We start from the raw sequence: 15881 nt of genomic DNA, 5'->3' as shown, positions 1-15881 counted from the left end.
GTCCAGGTCTCTGTTATTTATCATGTATTCCTGAAATTCATCGATTTGGTAATAAAATATAGTAGAAGGCATGAGAGGCAGGGTCAATAATCTCGCGATCTTCGGGGTCGCAGGCCTGGCGTGGCCGGTTATTGCGGCAGCGAATCCGCCTGTTTTAAGTAAAATAAGAATCTGAGTACATCTATGAAAATTGTTAATTTCGTCATCAATAAAGAACACACAAAAAGTTTTGGCATCCTTAACGCTGACGGCATCGTCGACGTGGGCCTCCACGCCGGGTGCCGGGATATTAACGAATTCATGGCGCATCACCCGCTCGACTCACTGCAACGTTACGTCGCACAGTCTGCTGATCTTCAGTTGAACGACATAAGTTTTCTGCCGGTCATTGACCGTCCGGGTAAAATCTTTGGCGTGGGCATGAACTACGCGGAAAAGCGTAAAGAATTTAACGAAACGAATCCGGCACCCACGTTGTTTATCCGCTTTGCGGATTCTCAGGTAGGGCATAACGGCACCGTGATTAAACCGGCATCAACGAATGAGTTTGATTACGAAGGCGAGCTGGCGATTGTTATCGGGCGCACAGGCCGCAACATTTCAGCGGAAGACGCGCCTGCCCATATCGCGGGCTACAGCTGCTATATGGATGGCTCGGTGCGTGACTGGCAGCATAAATGGTACACCGCCGGAAAAAACTGGCCGTCTACCGGGGCGTTTGGCCCGTGGCTGGTGACTGCGGATGAAGTGGGTGACCCGCAGAATCTGAAAATTAAAACCTGGCTGAATAACCGTCTGGTGCAGGACGACACTACCGCCAACATGATCCACACCATTCCGCAGATCATCGCTTATATCAGCACGTTTACACAGCTTTCACCGGGGGATGTGATCATGACCGGTTCTCCGGGCGGCGTCGGTAAAACCCGCGTTCCTCCGCTGTTCCTGCATCAGGATGACGTCATCGAAGTGGAAATCGAAAACATTGGCCGTCTGACCAACCGTATTCAGGATTCGGCGCTGTCCGGGATCGTTCAGTCCCAGACAGCGGCCTGAACACATCAACGTGTTTGATTTACCAGAGGCGCCGTCTGTTCGGCGCCTTTTCCTTTTACGACCATCAGATATGTCAGCGTAAATGACAGCCCCAGAGACAGCGTCACGCCCATCAGAACATAGATAAAGTACGGGCCGATGTAGGCGGGCAGGCTGAAAATACTCGACAGAATATAGCCGTACAATCTCACTCCAAAGAAAGCGATGAACGCAGATGCCACCGAGCTGCTGATTGTCGTCGCGATAAACGCTTTTTTGTAGCGCGTCAGTACGCCGAACAGCGCCGGTTCGGTGATCCCCAACAGCCCTGAAATCGCTGCCGACAGCACCACGGATTTCTGTTCGCGGGTTTTGACGTGGAAATAAATCGCAAAGGTTGATCCGGCAATCGCCATGTTGGCCATAAACATCATCGGCATCAGCATGTCCCAGCCCTGATCGGTGAAGTTTTGCAGCGCGATCGGCGTCATGGCGTGATGCATCCCGGTGAGGATCGCCACCGGACGGATCGCCCCAACGATAAAGCCTGCAAACACCGCCGAGACGTCAAATAATCCCTGGATCCCGAACGCCAGCAGTTTACCGAGGTAAATCCCCGCCGGGCCGATGACCGTAAGCGAAACCAGCGCGGCGATAAACAACGTCAGGGTGGGTGTGAAAACGGTTTTCAGCACGTCCGGCATGATTTTATCCACCCAGCGGTGGATGTAACTCAGCGCCAGTACCGAGAAAATCACCGGGATCACGCTGGCCGAATAGTTGAAGACCGAGACCGGCAGCACATCCATAAAATACAGCGCGGTCGGTGCGCCAGCTGTATGGCTGGCCAGGGCTTTCGCGGCGTCGATGAGCGTCGGATACATCAGGCATGCCGCCACGGCGGCTGCGAGGTATTCGTTGGTTTTGAAGATCCTGGCTGCGGAGACCGCCAGGAAAAAGGGCAGAAAGTAGAAAACGCCGCTGGCGATCAAATCAATGATCATTACCGTTTCGCTTTTTCCCGAGATAATTTTCAGCGCAATCAGTCCGGCAAGTAACCCTTTGATCATCCCCGCGCCTGCGATGGCCGGAACGATCGGCCCGAACACGCCGGAGACTGTGTCCATGAACAGCGAGACCAGGCTTTTGCGTCCTTTTGTGGAAACATTTCCTGTTGCCCCGGCGACCGGTTCCAGCTGTGACACAATAGCTTCGTACCACACATTAACCTTTGGCCCGATGATGATCTGAACCTGATCGCTCTGGCTTTGCGCACCTAAAACGCCCGGCAGATTTTTAATCTCTTCCCACGCGACTTTATTTTCATCCACTAAATCAAAACGCAGACGCGTCATGCAATGCCAGACTTTATTTATATTTTCTGCACCGCCAACCAGTTTAATTACTGACTGCATTGTTTCTGTATTCACCCTGGAACTCCGCGACGAAAGGTTTTGTCAGATGGGAATGAAGTGTAATGACGCACGTTTTTAAAAACAAACCAATAAAACCGGATCTTCATCACATAACTGCATTGCAAAGCCAGCTTATCAGCGGTAAAAGCAAAATTGGTACGGTTTTAAGGAGCTATTCGAGGTGCTTTCAGACCAAAATAAAATCATCAATTTAAGGTTTACAAGCGGGACGAAAATACGTTGAAATAACCTCAATACGAATATTCCTTTGCCATTTTATTCTGCTGGCAAGTCAGACTTTCATTATGAATAGTATTAAGGATTTCTCATGCAGCCTGTGCTGATTACGAATATTGAATGCCAGATTACCCGCCCGGATCGCCATAATTTAGTGGTAGTGAGAATTGAAACCGACGGCGGCGTTTTCGGGCTGGGCTGTGCGACGTTCCAGCAACGTCCGCTGGCGGTCAAACTGATGGTGGATGAATACCTGAAACCGTTGCTCGTTGGCCGCGATGCTAATCATATCGAAGATTTGTGGCAGATGATGATGGTCAACGCTTACTGGCGCAACGGGCCGGTGATTAACAATGCTATCGCAGGCGTTGATATGGCGCTGTGGGATATTAAAGGCAAACTGGCGAATATGCCGCTGTACCATCTGTTTGGGGGGAAATCGAAAGATGCGGTGACTGCGTACAGCCACGCCGCCGGGGAAACGCTGGAAGAACTCTACGTGAAAGTAGACAGTCTTCTGGCCGAAGGTTACCGCCATATCCGCTGCCAGCTGGGCTTTTACGGCGGTAATGCGCGTGATTTCCACAGCACGCGTGAACCGTCGGCAGGCGCGTATTACGATCAGGATCAGTACACAGATAACACGCTGGCGATGTTCAAAGCACTGCGTGAGAAATACGGCAATCAGTTCCATATTTTGCACGACGTTCACGAACGTTTGTTCCCGCAGCAGGCGGTGCAGTTCGCCAAAGCCGTCGAGCAATATCGCCCTTACTTTATCGAAGATATCCTGCCGCCGGATCAAAACGAATGGCTGGCGCAGATCCGCAACCAGACCGCTGTTCCGCTGGCGACCGGCGAGCTGTTTAACAATCCCGCCGAATGGAAAGATCTGATTATCAAACGCCGGATCGATTTCATTCGCTGCCACGTTTCACAAATCGGCGGCATCACCCCTGCGTTGAAACTGGCGCATTTCTGTCAGAGCTTCGGCGTACGGCTGGCATGGCATTGCCCGCCGGATATGACGCCCATCGGCGCTGCGGTGAATACGCATCTGAATATCCATCTGCATAACGCTGCGATCCAGGAGTTTGTGGCCTATCCGGCGAATACGCAGCGGGTTTTCCCCGGCGCTCAGGCACCCGAGAACGGCTACTTTTATCCGAGTGAAGAGGTGGGGATCGGTGTGGGATTTGACCAACAGGCGGCGGATGAGTTTCCGGTGGTGTATCGCCCGCATGAATGGACGCAAAGCCGCCTGCCGAACGGCGTGATCCATACGCCTTAGGTCTGGCGGAAGGCCAGATTGTCCTGATTAAACGGGATGACGTAGGTACAGGAATAATCGATATCCACGATATCGCTGAACGCATATACCCGGCCGCCCTGCAAAATGCCTCTGTTGGTAATGTGCATGGCGGCGATGCCTTTTTTGCAACCGAGCGTTTGCGCCTGCTCTTTACTGACTGTCACCGCCTGATAGCGGGTGAGGGAATGCGAAATCGCATAGCCTTTGCTCAGTACGTATTGCTGGATCGAATGCTCGATGGTTGTCTGATTCAGATCGGCAAAACCCTCTGCAGGCATGCGTGAGTATTCTATCTGCACATTGCGCTGATTAATGCGGCGCAGGCGGGTGAATGCCCAGATAAAATCGTCGCGGGTTAATCCGAAAACCTGCTGTTCTTCTTTGTCAGGCCGCCGCTTGTGCAGCTCGAGCATTTTGAAACTGATGTCGGTGAATTTCTTCTCAGTGATCGAGTTGTACACCAGCGGATTACTGCTGACGCCAGGATTAATGTAAATCCCCGAGCCCTGAACGATCCGCACTGCCCCGATACTCACCATTTTTTCCAACGCCTTACGCACTGTGAAACGCGAAACCCCGTACTCCTCTGCCAGCTGGCGCTCCGGCGGCAACCTTTCAGGGAGTGATCCGCTGTGCTGATAAATCTTGCTCAGCAGATCCTGAGCGATAAATTCACTTTTTTTCATCGGCGCTTCTGTGAGAACGGGTAAAAAGGGTATTTGAACATGGGGGAGCGGGGAGGGCAAATCGTGGTGTTATCCCTTTTAGGGATGAAGAGCATCATCAATCCTCTTATTCATTGCTTTACTACAGCTGTTCAGTGAGTCACGCTGAACATCTCCCTGCCGCCATCCTGATCCTATACCCGATCATGAATATCGTTCATGTTCAGTGAAATTAAATCACTTTTCCTCAATCAACGACTCAGGCATAAATTGTACATCGCTGTTAACCTAATAAAACATGAAGACTGCTAAAAAACCAAAAAAACGGGGAAGCCCTGAAAAGCAACCAATAAAATCAGGTTTTATATCAGAAGTCGGGAAGTCAAATTACAATGAATAAAGAATTTACTTTTACTCTTAAGAGCATTCGTTTCGACGAAAATTATAACCCCTCGGAAAGTACGCGTATTACAACCAACTTTGCCAATTTGGCAAGGGGTGAGAAACGCCAGGAAAACTTGCGCAACACTCTGGTGATGATTGATAACCGTTTCAATTCCCTGGCACATTGGGATAACCCGAAAGGTGACCGTTATTCAGTCGAACTTGAAATCATTACGGTTCAGTTGAATATTCACATTGAAGGAAAGGCTGATTCCTTCCCGGTGATTGAAATACTGAAAACCAATATCGTTGATAAACAAACCAGCGAACGCTTTGAAGGCATTGTGGGGAATAATTTTTCCTCTTATGTGCGAGATTTTGACTTTAGCGTATTACTGCCTGAGCACAATAAAAAGCAAACTGAATTTAGCCTTCCTGACAATTTTGGCGAATTCCACGGCAATATATTTAAATGCTTCCTTAACTCAGATGTTTATAAAGACAACTTTAATAAAACACCGGTCATTTGTCTGAGTGTTTCAAGTAAAAACACCTATTACCGTACGGGTAATGAACATCCGGTATTGGGCATCGAATATCAGCAGGATGAACTTTCTCTGACGGATGAATATTTCTCAAAAATGGGATTGCGTGCGCGTTATTTCATGCCTAAAAACAGTGTTGCGCCTTTGGCCTTCTATTTTTCTGGCGACTTACTCAGTGATTACACGAATCTTGAGCTGATCAGTACCATCAGCACGATGGAAACTTTCCAAAAGATTTACCGACCTGAGATTTACAATGCGAATTCAGCGGCAGGAAAAGAGTATCAGCCAAGCTTAAATTTCCAGGATTATTCTTTAACGCGAATTGTTTATGATCGAGAGGAACGTAGCCAGTTAGCTATTGAGCAGGGGAAGTTTACTGAGGAAAACTTCATCAAACCCTACCAACGTGTTCTTGAACAATGGACTGCTGCTTCCGTTCTTTGATTAACCAAAATTACAAGGTCATCTATTATGAAAAAGTTATTACCTACGTCAACTGCTGGCAGCTTACCTAAGCCTTCCTGGCTTGCGCAACCTGAAGTACTTTGGTCACCTTGGAAATTGCAAGATCAGGAATTAATTGACGGCAAAAAAGATGCCCTGCGTTTGTGCCTGGAAGATCAACAACAAGCTGGTATTGATATTGTCAGTGATGGCGAGCAAACGCGTCAGCATTTTGTCACAACGTTTATTGAGAATCTCAACGGCGTTGATTTTGAAAAGCGCGAGACGGTTAAAATTCGTAATCGTTATGAAGCCAGTGTACCGACAGTCATTGGCCCGGTAAGTCGCCAAAAATCCGTTTTTGTTGAAGATGCCAAATTTTTACGCCAGCAAACAGATCAACCTATTAAATGGGCTCTGCCAGGGCCGATGACGATGATTGATACGCTGTATGATAACCATTATAAAAGCCGCGAAAAGCTTGCGTGGGAATTCGCTAAAATTCTCAACGAAGAAGCCAAAGAATTAGAGGCCGTGGGTGTCGATATTATTCAGTTCGATGAGCCTGCATTTAATGTTTTCTTTGATGAGGTAAATGATTGGGGAATTGCCACGTTAGAGCGAGCTATCGAAGGGCTTAAATGTGAAACTGCGGTACACATTTGCTACGGCTATGGCATCAAAGCCAATACAGATTGGAAAAAAACGCTCGGGACAGAGTGGAGACAATACGAAGAGATTTTTCCAAAACTGCAAAAATCTAATATCGATATTATTTCACTGGAATGCCAAAACTCTCATGTTCCGATAGAGCTTCTGGAACTTATTCGCGGGAAAAAGGTGATGGTTGGCGCCATTGACGTGGCGACGAATACCATTGAGACCCCGGAAGAAGTCGCGGCGACGCTTCGAAAAGCCCTGCAGTTTGTAGACGCCGACAAGCTCTATCCTTGCACCAACTGCGGTATGATCCCATTACCTCGTTCAGTTGCAAGAGGTAAGCTCGATGCGTTAAGTGCAGGGGCAGCAATCGTGCGAAAAGAACTCCTGGCAAAATAACTTCGCCAAATAAAGAGTTCACTCAACGAGCGTTCTGTCCGGGTTGAGCGACCAGACCGGTCGCCAACTATCGCCGGTTGAGCGATGAAAGATTTATAGCGATTCCATAATTTTCGCCAGTACATCCGCCGGTCTTTCAAGCACCGCCAGATGAGTTCTGGCGTTCTTCAAACGTTCCACCTCAAAGAATTCATGCGTCATAGCGAAATGCTGTTGTAAAGCAAGGTATTCGTCGTTTCTGTCGAGGGAATAGATGTGGGTAGCCTTCGGTGGATTGTCGAGTTTATCGAGGCGTTGCAGCGGCGAGCCGTGTTTATGATACGCATCGGCGATCACCTGCCCTGCAAGTCGCCACAACTGATAGCTGGAATCTGCCATTTCAGTTTTTAGATGATGGATCATCACCGGTGAGTGACTTTCTGCTAACCAAAACTCGAACAACTGGTTCCGTGCAGACTGCCAGCTATCTTCATGCTGCATCTCTTTGATTGACGTGTAGAACTCCTTCGCAGGCTGATTCATGATCCAATCAAGGAATATCATCCCTGGCACACGTTCTTTTAAACGTTCTGCCAAATCCACCGCTATCCAACTGGCATGTGCGACAGAAACCGGAATTACCCGGTTCAGGCCGAGATGTTCAATGAGTGCCAACGCTTCTGTCAGTAATGCAGCCCCGTCAAAATCCTGACCATCGGTCGTTGATTTTCCATGACCACGCCAGTCGATAATGACAACACGGAAGAAAGCTGCCGCCAGCTCAGAAAAGTCATTGAAGACGGTTTTTGGCTGGCACCAGCCGGGCATAAGAAACAGGGTTGTGTCGCCCGTACCGATATCCTGATAATCGATATCACCATGGCTTGTATGCAAAACAGGCATGTTTTCGTCCTCTCGCGAAGTGAGGAACCAACCTACCCGATCTCGCACCAATTAAACAAGTTTATTCTTGCTAAATACCCTCCGTGTGTTGTGTCATCACGGTGCGTTCGCGATCTGCGACCTCCGGCTTACCTGCGTCGCTTCGCCACCCATTGCTTCAGCACGCTTTCGGCGCTGACCGTCAGGATGCCGAGCATAATGAGCAGGGCACCGATAATGAAATTCACCTTGAGCGGTTCGTGCAGGAAAATGACACCGGCGATAATGCCGAACACCGGTGTCATAAATGACAGGATCCCCAGCCGCGAGGCGTGGTAACGGCGCATCAGGCTGAACCAGGCGAGATAGCTGGCGAAGGTAACGACTACGCTCTGAAACACCATGCTGGTGACCGACACCGGCGTGAGATGGAATTGGGTCTGGCCGGTCAGCAGCGCCAGCCCGCCGAGCAGCACGAAAGCCCCGGCCAGCTGATAGAACAGCGTCATGGTGGCACTGCCGGAGGAAAGTTTACTGCGGCGTACCACAATGGTGGTCATACTCCAGAATGCCCCGGCCAGCAGGCCGAAGAAATCGCCAAGCAGCATATTGCTGGCCTGCGGTGAATTCGCGGCGTGACCGCCAAACAGAAATGCCACAATCACGCCGATGAACGTGACACCCACGCCCGACCATTGCAGACCGCTCAGCCGTTCTTCCAGTACCAGAAAATGCAGCCCCAGCGCGGCAAAGATGGGCGCGGTATAGAGAAATACCGCCATGTGCGCCGCCGTGGTGAATCGCAGCCCTTCGGCGACAAACATAAACTCGATGGAAAACAGCAGGCCGACCAGCAAACCGGGGCCGAAATTTTCCGCGCTGAACGGAATTTTACGCTGGCGCACCAGCAACAAAATCAGTACCGCCAGTCCGGCGATGCCGGAGCGCAGCGCGACCTGCAACAACGGCGAGATGTCAGCGGCAGCACTTTTGATCGCCACCTGCTGCACGCCCCAGATAACACACAACACCACCATCACACTGCTGGCGAATCTGTCCAACGGTTTACGCGCATCCATTTCCTGTCACCCCTTAAAAATCGAGCCGACAGCTTAGCGCGATTTAGCGATTCAGATAACGGTTCAGTGTGCGGTGTCCGATTTTTTCCACCTCAGACTGCTGAGCGTAACCGCCATAATGGATAACACGCCCAGCGCAGCAGCAGGCGCGAAGACGCTCCACCCGGCGCGTTCCATATACGGCATCCCTTCAGCCAGAACACGTCCCCACTCCGGCACCGGTGGTGGGGCGCCCAATCCCAGAAAGCCGAGAGATGCCAGCGCCAGCGCGATGCCCGGCAGACGTAACATGGCGTGGCGCAATAAGGAGCCGGAGAGGGCAGGCAGTACATAAAATACCGTGCGGCGTAAAGTCCCTGTGCCCACCACCGGCAGCATTTTCATATAAGGACGCGCCTGAATTTCTGCCACCAGCGCGGCGGTATGCGCGGCGAGCGGGGCCCAGCTGACGGCCGTAACGGCGATGATCGCGCCGGTCGCGGTCGGGCCATTGACCGCAGCGATCACTAATCCGGCGATCACCGGCGGCAGCGCGTTGGTCACTTCGATGGGGCCGGTCATCGCCCGTGGGAAAGCACCGACCGCCATGCCAATGACCAGACACATTAGCGACACGGCCAGCGCCTGTAAGCAGGTATTGAGCGTCCCGTGTGCGACGCGGGCGAGAAGGTCACGCCCCATCGCATCCGCCCCGAAAGGCAGCCCCAGCGACGGCGGCTGCAAACGCAGATAGCCGGACGTCAGCGGATCGCGTGGTAAACCGGCAATCACCATCGCCATCAGAAAGGCCAGACACAGCAGTGGGATCCACGCCCGTTGTTTGTGCGCTGGCGCGGCCTGCGCCGGAACCGGCATAGCGCCGAGCAACAGCGCACGCCCAAGCAACAGCCGTCGTGCGCCGCCTGCCAGTATGCCGATGACGGACGCCAGCAGTAGCAGGATCATCACGCCGGTCTGCAACGCCGGTAAGTCACCGGCCGCCGCTGCGCCGAGCGTAGCGCGACCAAGACCGGGGATGGCGAACACTTTTTCCACCGCGACAGCACCCCCAGTCAGCGCCACCAGCACCAGACCGGTTAACGGCATCACGCCCGGCAGTGCGCGCATGATGACCGCCAGCGCCGTGTGGCGACGTTTGATGCCGAGCACGCTCCACGTCGTCAGCCAGCTTTCGTTAAACGTGCCGGTCAGCGCATCGGAATAAAGACGGCCAAGGTAACCGCCCGCAGGCAAACCCAGCGCCAGCGAGGGCAGCACGGCGTAATGCCAGCCCATCCACCCGTAGGGCGGAAAAAGCGACAGCCAGACCGCACCGACGATCAGCAACAGCGAAGACAGTAAAAACTCTGGCAGCGCAGTCAGCAGCGCCGCCAGAAAACCCGCCGGACGCGGCGTACCGCCCTGCAATCCATGTTTAAGCGTTCCCGCACATAGCAGCAATGCAATGATCATCGCCACCAGTGCAGACGTAGCCATCAGCGTCAGCGAAACACCGGTTGCCCGCAGCATGCCTGGCAACACCGGCAGTCCCGACACCCACGATACCCCGGCATCACCGCGTAACAGACCGCCGAGCCAGTGCACCAGCGCGTGCCACGGCCCCTGATCCAGCCCGAGCGAAAGGCGGATCGCGTTCAGCGTCTCCGCCGTTGCTTCCTGATCGCCGGAGCGGGCACGAAGCAAAGACAGTGCCGGATCGGTGCCTGAAAGCCATGGCAGCAGGCCGATCAGCACCACAATCGCGGCCAGCGTCAGCAGGCGGGAGATCAGTGGCAACAGCGTCGTCGGCTGGCTCTGGCGAAAACGGCTGACGCCCGCGCAGGTACGGCAATACAGCGACTCGCTCATCAGTCGGTCTCTTCCACGCGCTGTGTTGCGGCGTTGATCAGCGTGCGTTCACGCGGGTCACGCACGGCATCGCGCACATTAGCGGCTTCGCCCTGAATGACGCGCTCGTGCAGCATCGGGATGGCGGCATCGGTGGCGAGGATCAGGTTTTCAGCCTGCATAATGGCCTTGCGGCGTTCAATGCCCGCCGGGATGACCGACGCACGTTGCAGCGCCTGATCGATTTCCGGGCGGCAAAGCTGGGCGATGTTAAACGAGCCTTTACAGGCAAAATCGCTGTACAGATACGCCACCGGATCGCCGGAATCGAGCACCGTGGCGCGGGAAAGAATAAAGGCATCGAATTTACCCGCCAGCGCATCGGTCTCAATTTGTGAGTATTCGCGCACTACCTGTTTGACGTTAAAACCGGCGGCGGTCAGCTGCTGCGCCAGATACACCGCCACTTCCGGCAGTTCGGCACGATCGCTGAAGGTCGCCAGCATGATGGTTTCACCCGCCGGTTTGCGCGCGGTAACTGGCGCGCTCACCGGCTGTCGCAGCGGTGCCGCCCAGGGTAACGCCGGGCCGAGCAGACCCTGCGCCACGTCGGCGCGTTTTTCGTAGACGTTATCCACCAGCTGCTGACGGTTTATCGCGTCACGCACGGCGGCACGCAACGGCGGTTCCTGCATCACGCCAGACTTTGTATTCAGATACAGGGTGTTGGTGCGGGGCATCGGCACTTCATGAATTAAGCGTTGATCGAGCAACGGCGCCTGCGAAACCGGAATAGCTTCGACGATATCTGCTGTGCCGGTGCGCAGGGCCGCGCCACGGGCGGTACCGTCCGGCACAAAACTGACGTCAATGCCGCTGGCTTTGGCTCTTTCACCCCAGTAGCCATCGAAACGTTCGAGGCGGGCGCTGCTGGTGCCGTTAACCTGCACCAGTTCGAACGGGCCGGAGCCGGTGTGACGCGGATCTACCACGCCGCTGGCGCTGTAGGCTTTTTGCGATAACACCGCCAGTTGCGGGCTGGATAAACGCTGCGGCAGCAGCGGATCCGGCTGCGCCGTGGTGACGACAACCGCCCGTTCGCCGTCGGCAGCGGCGGTCAGCTGCACGCCATCCAGAATGCGGGGTTTAGGTGCCGCGTGCGCTGCAACGGTCAGCGCGTTCACCACGGTGGCCGCATCCAGCGCGGTGCCGTCGTGGAATTTGACGTCAGGGCGCAGCTCGAAGCGCCAGCTGTTTTCACCGGTTTGCTGCCATTTTGTTGCCAGCGCTGGTTGGGCTTCACCGAGTTTATCGAGAACGACCAGCGTTTCTGCCGTACTCCAGCGCGACAGTTTGAACGCGTCATCGCTGAGCGGCGTCAGACCGGATCGCGGCGGTTGTAACATCGCCAGACGCACGCGCGCATCCCCGCTGTTTTCGGGGGTTTTATCGGCCTCGTTGAAGCAACCGGTCAGTAAAAGTGCAGCAGAAAGCAGCCCGGCCAGCGGGCTTATGCGTAACGGTGACATCAGAAATTCCTTGTCAGATTGCGGGAGGAGGCAGCTGGCGGCAGATTCGCCACATCGCCAGCGCGCTTAAAAAAGGAACGGCGGCCAGCGCCAGCCACGGGATCACCGCGCCGGGCGAAGGCGTCAGGGCGGTATCGAGCAGCCCGCCAAGCATGAAATTGCCCGCCAGCACCGCGATGCCGCCCATAGATGAGAGTGCACCATAATGTGCGCCCAGATTATGTTGCCCGGCAAAACGCGGAATGAGATCCATCCCCACCGGCACAATCAGCATCTGGCCGACGGTCAGCAGCGTGATCAGCAGTACCGACGGCAGCAGGCGCAGCCAGCCATCCGGCGGCACCGTCCACGCAAACAGAGCGACTGCGGCGAAGGCTGAAGAGAGCAGCATAAAACCGGCGGGCAGGATGATCCGCGCGCCAATCCGGCGGGAGAAACGCGCCAGTGGCATTTGCAGTACGATCACCAGAATCGACGCCAGCACAAACAGCGGTCCGAGATCCTGCTCACCGCCGCCGGAACGTCGCAGTTCCACCGGTAACGCCAGATACAGCTGGTTGTAGCTAAACAGATAAGCACTGTAGGCCACGATAAACGCCACGAAGCGCGGCTGACGGAAAGTCTGCCACCATGGGACAATTTTCAGTTCAGCAGCACGTTTCGGCGCTGCGGGCAGGGTGAAGAACAAGACTACCAGCGCCAGCAGGAACAGGCCCGAACCGGCCAGCGCCACCGGCTGAAAACCGTAACCGGACAGCAGCGATCCGAGCAGTGGCCCGAGCACTGCGCCCAGTTCCGCACACACGGCTGACAGTGCGAACCATTCGGCGCGGCTGCGTTTCCCTGCTTTCTCACTGTGCGTCCCTGCCTGCGCCAGCAGCGCTTCGATAGAGGGCGAGAACAGCGCACCGCCGATACCGGTCAGACAGGCACCGATAATCACCGGCGTCAGCGTATCGGAAAGTCCGAGCAGCAGATAACCGGCAATACGCACCACGCAGCCGCAAAGAATAACTACCCGTGCGCCGAAGCGGTCGGACAGCGCGCCGCCGAGTAAAAACATCCCCTGCTGTGAAAAAGTTCGCAGGCCAAGCACCAGCCCGATAGCCCAGCCGGAGAGCAGCATATCGTCGCGCAGGAAGATGGCGAGAAACGGCACGACGGCGTAAAAGCCAATGTTGAACACCAGATTACTGCCGAGCAGTAACGGCGGCCAGGGCGCGCCAGTGCGCGAAAGAGTGCGGGTAAACATCCGGTTATCCGTTAACGGTCAAAGGTAAATGGGGGATCGCCTGCAACAGCTGGCGGGTATGCGGGTGGTGCGGTAAACGCAGAATATCTTGTGTTGCGCGGTCTTCGATTATCAGGCCTGCGTGCATGACCAGCAGCCGCTCGCACAGCCCGGCGGCCATCGAAATATCGTGCGTCACCATCAGCAGCCCCATGCCGTTTTGTTGCGTCACCTGCTGCAAGAGCTGCCTGATCTGCGCGCGCAGCGGCAGATCAAGCCCGCTGACCGGCTCATCGGCAATCAGAAATTCAGGGGAAATCGCCAGCGCACGGGCGATCGCTACGCGTTGCGCCTGGCCGCCGGACAATGCGCCCGCTTTGCGTTGCAGCAGCGTTTCATTCAGCCCGACCTGCGCCAGCACTTCCCGCACGCGCGACCAGATTTCGCCGTTATAGCCAAGGTGTTTCAGCGGCCCGGCCACAATCTGCCCGACAGTATGCCCAGGCGGCAGCGAACTGGCCGGATCCTGCGGAATATATTGCACGCGGCGGCGGTACTCGCGCAGTGAACGCGCGGAGCCGGGGCGGAGTTGTACGCCGTCGCAGAACACCTCGCCGCTGTCAGGCGCATCCATCGCCAGCAAAATTTTGAGCAGTGACGATTTTCCACACCCGGAGGTACCCACCAGCCCGATGCGTTCATGGCGACCAATACTGAGCGACAAATGTGAGAACAACACATTACGCTCCACGGGTGCTCGCCAGAAAGCGCGCGGCAGTGACAGATGGCGGCTGACGTTGTGAAGGTGCAGAAAAGGTTCGGTCACCAGATGCAGGGAAGGGGACATCAGACAGCTACTCCGCAAAGAGATGCAATTTGCGAAGGCAGTGCGGCCTGTTTTGCCGCCTGAACCAGACGCTGAGTGTAAGGGTGCTGCGGTTGAGACAGTAACTGCGCCATGCTGGCGGATTCGACCAGCCGGCCATTTTCCATTACCAGCGCATGCTGGCAAAGCTGCGCAGCCACCGTGATGTCATGGGTGATAAACAGCAGAGCCCGTGCTTCACTGGCCTTGCGCATCACATCGACGACGCTTTGCTGGGTCAGTACATCAAGCGCGGTGGTCGGCTCATCGGCGACCAAAAGGGAAGAGGAAGACTGCATTGCCAGCGCGATACACAACCGCTGGCGCTGGCCGCCGGAAAGCTCCGCCGGATAGCGGGCCGCAAAGCGCGGAATATCGCCGAGCCCGACGGCCTCCAGCATGGCAGTGATTTCACCGTCGCAGGCAGCAGGCAGGGCGAGACGTAATTGTTTACCGAGCGTCATCAGCGGATTCAGTGCGGTGGAAGAGTCCTGAAACACCGTCGCCACGCGACCCGCCTGAGGCCGCACTACCGGGTGTTTTCCGCAGACTTCCACACCGTTGACACGGATGCTGCCGCTGATACGCACACCCGGTGGCGGTGTACCGGTGATGGTTTTGGCGGTCAGGGATTTGCCGCACCCGGACGCGCCGAGCAGACAAACGCGCTCGCCCGCGTGGATGCGAAAGCTGACGTCCGAGATGCGTTTTTCACCGGCGATCCATAACGTCAGCCCCTCTACCGTCAGAACCGGTTCGCACTTTTTCGCCTTTTCTGCTGTCATTCCCTTCAACCCGCTCATCGTCATCGACCACTTGATATGTGATAACATAACAAAATGTGTCAATTTGATGCAAAAGGTTTTGCGATTTTTTATTCTCGCCGGGAATTCACACAGCAATAACAGGGTCTTTATTTAATCCTTATTTCGGCAGGATTGTATAAGACAAAAAATGTTTGAAAACCGCTCTTAGTCAGAATCAGCGCTTATTCTGCTTTGTGATAATTGCCTTGATCGTCGGCACTTTCAAAAATCATTGAAACGGAATTGACGCAGTGACGCAGATTCTTCTCAGTCAGATATTCACCCTCAAAGACATGCCCCAGATGCGCTTTACAGCTGGCACAAACGATTTCCGTCCTGCGGCCATCGGCATCCGCTACACGTTCTACCGCACCCGGAATTTCATCGTCGAAAGCAGGCCATCCGCAATGGGACTCAAATTTGTGTTCTGACGAATAGAGCGGCGCAGAACATCTTTTGCAGACATAACGGCCTGGTGAAAAATGGTCGTTATACTCGCCGGTATTCGGTCGTTCTGTCCCTTTGTTTTCGATGACAAAACGTTCAAAATCATTCAGTTCTCTGTTCATTATAATTGCTCCTGG

13 protein-coding genes and 1 pseudogene are annotated in these 15881 nt (G+C 54.4%); 4 read left to right on the top strand and 10 right to left on the bottom strand.

The annotated features are described in order from the left end of the window. Positions 1-183: 183 nt before the first annotated feature. A complete protein-coding gene (locus I2123_RS23800; RefSeq protein WP_213052667.1) occupies positions 184-1056 on the top strand; it encodes a fumarylacetoacetate hydrolase family protein in 873 nt (290 codons plus the stop codon). Positions 1057-1061: 5 nt separating this feature from the next. Here I2123_RS23800 and I2123_RS23795 read toward each other — a convergent pair whose 3' ends face one another. Continuing rightward, positions 1062-2450, bottom strand: a complete 1389-nt coding sequence (locus I2123_RS23795; protein ID WP_213052941.1) for a PTS transporter subunit EIIC — start codon at positions 2448-2450, stop codon at positions 1062-1064. Positions 2451-2778: 328 nt separating this feature from the next. Between I2123_RS23795 and I2123_RS23790 the strand changes: the two genes are divergently transcribed. Then, positions 2779-3978 (top strand): enolase C-terminal domain-like protein, encoded by a 1200-nt coding sequence (locus I2123_RS23790; RefSeq protein WP_213052666.1) that lies wholly within the window; start codon positions 2779-2781, stop codon positions 3976-3978. On the opposite strand, the gene I2123_RS23785 is transcribed toward I2123_RS23790, so the two are convergent. Next, positions 3975-4685, bottom strand: coding sequence for a GntR family transcriptional regulator (locus tag I2123_RS23785; protein WP_213052665.1), 711 nt, complete (start codon positions 4683-4685; stop codon positions 3975-3977). The genes I2123_RS23790 and I2123_RS23785 overlap by 4 nt on opposite strands. A 371-nt stretch (positions 4686-5056) precedes the next feature. On the opposite strand from I2123_RS23785, the gene I2123_RS23780 reads away from it, so the two are divergent. Further along, positions 5057-6040, top strand: coding sequence for a DUF1852 domain-containing protein (locus I2123_RS23780; protein WP_213052664.1), 984 nt, complete (start codon positions 5057-5059; stop codon positions 6038-6040). A 27-nt stretch (positions 6041-6067) separates the two neighbouring features. Next, on the top strand, positions 6068-7099 hold the full coding sequence (locus I2123_RS23775) for a methionine synthase (protein ID WP_213052663.1): 1032 nt from the start codon (positions 6068-6070) through the stop codon (positions 7097-7099). A gap of 93 nt (positions 7100-7192) precedes the next feature. On the opposite strand, the gene I2123_RS23770 is transcribed toward I2123_RS23775, so the two are convergent. The 8 genes and pseudogenes from I2123_RS23770 to I2123_RS23735 all read right to left on the bottom strand — a co-directional run. Beyond that, complete coding sequence (locus I2123_RS23770) at positions 7193-7981, bottom strand: alpha/beta fold hydrolase (RefSeq protein WP_213052662.1); 789 nt, start codon at positions 7979-7981, stop codon at positions 7193-7195. A 128-nt stretch (positions 7982-8109) separates the two neighbouring features. Then, a complete protein-coding gene (locus I2123_RS23765; protein WP_213052661.1) occupies positions 8110-9039 on the bottom strand; it encodes a DMT family transporter in 930 nt (309 codons plus the stop codon). Between the two features lie 63 nt (positions 9040-9102). After that, entirely contained in the window at positions 9103-10887 is a 1785-nt protein-coding gene (locus I2123_RS23760; RefSeq protein ID WP_213052660.1) for an ABC transporter permease subunit, read from the bottom strand. After that, positions 10887-12395: an ABC transporter substrate-binding protein gene (locus I2123_RS23755; protein WP_213052659.1), complete on the bottom strand. Its 1509-nt coding sequence runs from the start codon at positions 12393-12395 to the stop codon at positions 10887-10889. Before I2123_RS23755 ends, I2123_RS23760 begins: the two co-directional genes overlap by 1 nt. 13 nt (positions 12396-12408) lie before the next feature. Beyond that, positions 12409-13647 (bottom strand): MFS transporter, encoded by a 1239-nt coding sequence (locus I2123_RS23750; protein WP_213052658.1) that lies wholly within the window; start codon positions 13645-13647, stop codon positions 12409-12411. A 4-nt stretch (positions 13648-13651) separates the two neighbouring features. Beyond that, complete coding sequence (locus tag I2123_RS23745) at positions 13652-14473, bottom strand: ABC transporter ATP-binding protein (protein WP_213052657.1); 822 nt, start codon at positions 14471-14473, stop codon at positions 13652-13654. Beyond that, positions 14473-15276 (bottom strand): ATP-binding cassette domain-containing protein, encoded by an 804-nt coding sequence (locus tag I2123_RS23740; protein WP_213052656.1) that lies wholly within the window; start codon positions 15274-15276, stop codon positions 14473-14475. The genes I2123_RS23745 and I2123_RS23740 overlap by 1 nt, the downstream gene beginning before the upstream one ends. A 230-nt stretch (positions 15277-15506) precedes the next feature. Continuing rightward, positions 15507-15866: pseudogene (locus I2123_RS23735) on the bottom strand (methionine-R-sulfoxide reductase); the annotation flags it as partial. Positions 15867-15881: the final 15 nt, after the last annotated feature.

It is taken from the genome of Rahnella inusitata, from assembly GCF_018288855.1.
Classification (GTDB): Bacteria; Pseudomonadota; Gammaproteobacteria; order Enterobacterales; family Enterobacteriaceae; genus Rahnella; species Rahnella inusitata.
Note: the sequence above shows the minus strand (reverse complement) of the source record. Positions and strands in the feature narration are given on the sequence as shown.

Bases quoted from the DNA above. Each gene is read 5' to 3' on its own strand.
- I2123_RS23800 (WP_213052667.1), top strand. From the start codon at position 184: ATGAAAATTGTTAATTTCGTCATCAATAAAGAACACACAAAAAGTTTT.
- I2123_RS23795 (WP_213052941.1), bottom strand. From the start codon at position 2,450: ATGCAGTCAGTAATTAAACTGGTTGGCGGTGCAGAAAATATAAATAAA.
- I2123_RS23790 (WP_213052666.1), top strand. From the start codon at position 2,779: ATGCAGCCTGTGCTGATTACGAATATTGAATGCCAGATTACCCGCCCG.
- I2123_RS23785 (WP_213052665.1), bottom strand. From the start codon at position 4,685: ATGAAAAAAAGTGAATTTATCGCTCAGGATCTGCTGAGCAAGATTTAT.
- I2123_RS23780 (WP_213052664.1), top strand. From the start codon at position 5,057: ATGAATAAAGAATTTACTTTTACTCTTAAGAGCATTCGTTTCGACGAA.
- I2123_RS23775 (WP_213052663.1), top strand. From the start codon at position 6,068: ATGAAAAAGTTATTACCTACGTCAACTGCTGGCAGCTTACCTAAGCCT.
- I2123_RS23770 (WP_213052662.1), bottom strand. From the start codon at position 7,981: ATGCCTGTTTTGCATACAAGCCATGGTGATATCGATTATCAGGATATC.
- I2123_RS23765 (WP_213052661.1), bottom strand. From the start codon at position 9,039: ATGGATGCGCGTAAACCGTTGGACAGATTCGCCAGCAGTGTGATGGTG.
- I2123_RS23760 (WP_213052660.1), bottom strand. From the start codon at position 10,887: ATGAGCGAGTCGCTGTATTGCCGTACCTGCGCGGGCGTCAGCCGTTTT.
- I2123_RS23755 (WP_213052659.1), bottom strand. From the start codon at position 12,395: ATGTCACCGTTACGCATAAGCCCGCTGGCCGGGCTGCTTTCTGCTGCA.
- I2123_RS23750 (WP_213052658.1), bottom strand. From the start codon at position 13,647: ATGTTTACCCGCACTCTTTCGCGCACTGGCGCGCCCTGGCCGCCGTTA.
- I2123_RS23745 (WP_213052657.1), bottom strand. From the start codon at position 14,473: ATGTCCCCTTCCCTGCATCTGGTGACCGAACCTTTTCTGCACCTTCAC.
- I2123_RS23740 (WP_213052656.1), bottom strand. From the start codon at position 15,276: ATGACAGCAGAAAAGGCGAAAAAGTGCGAACCGGTTCTGACGGTAGAG.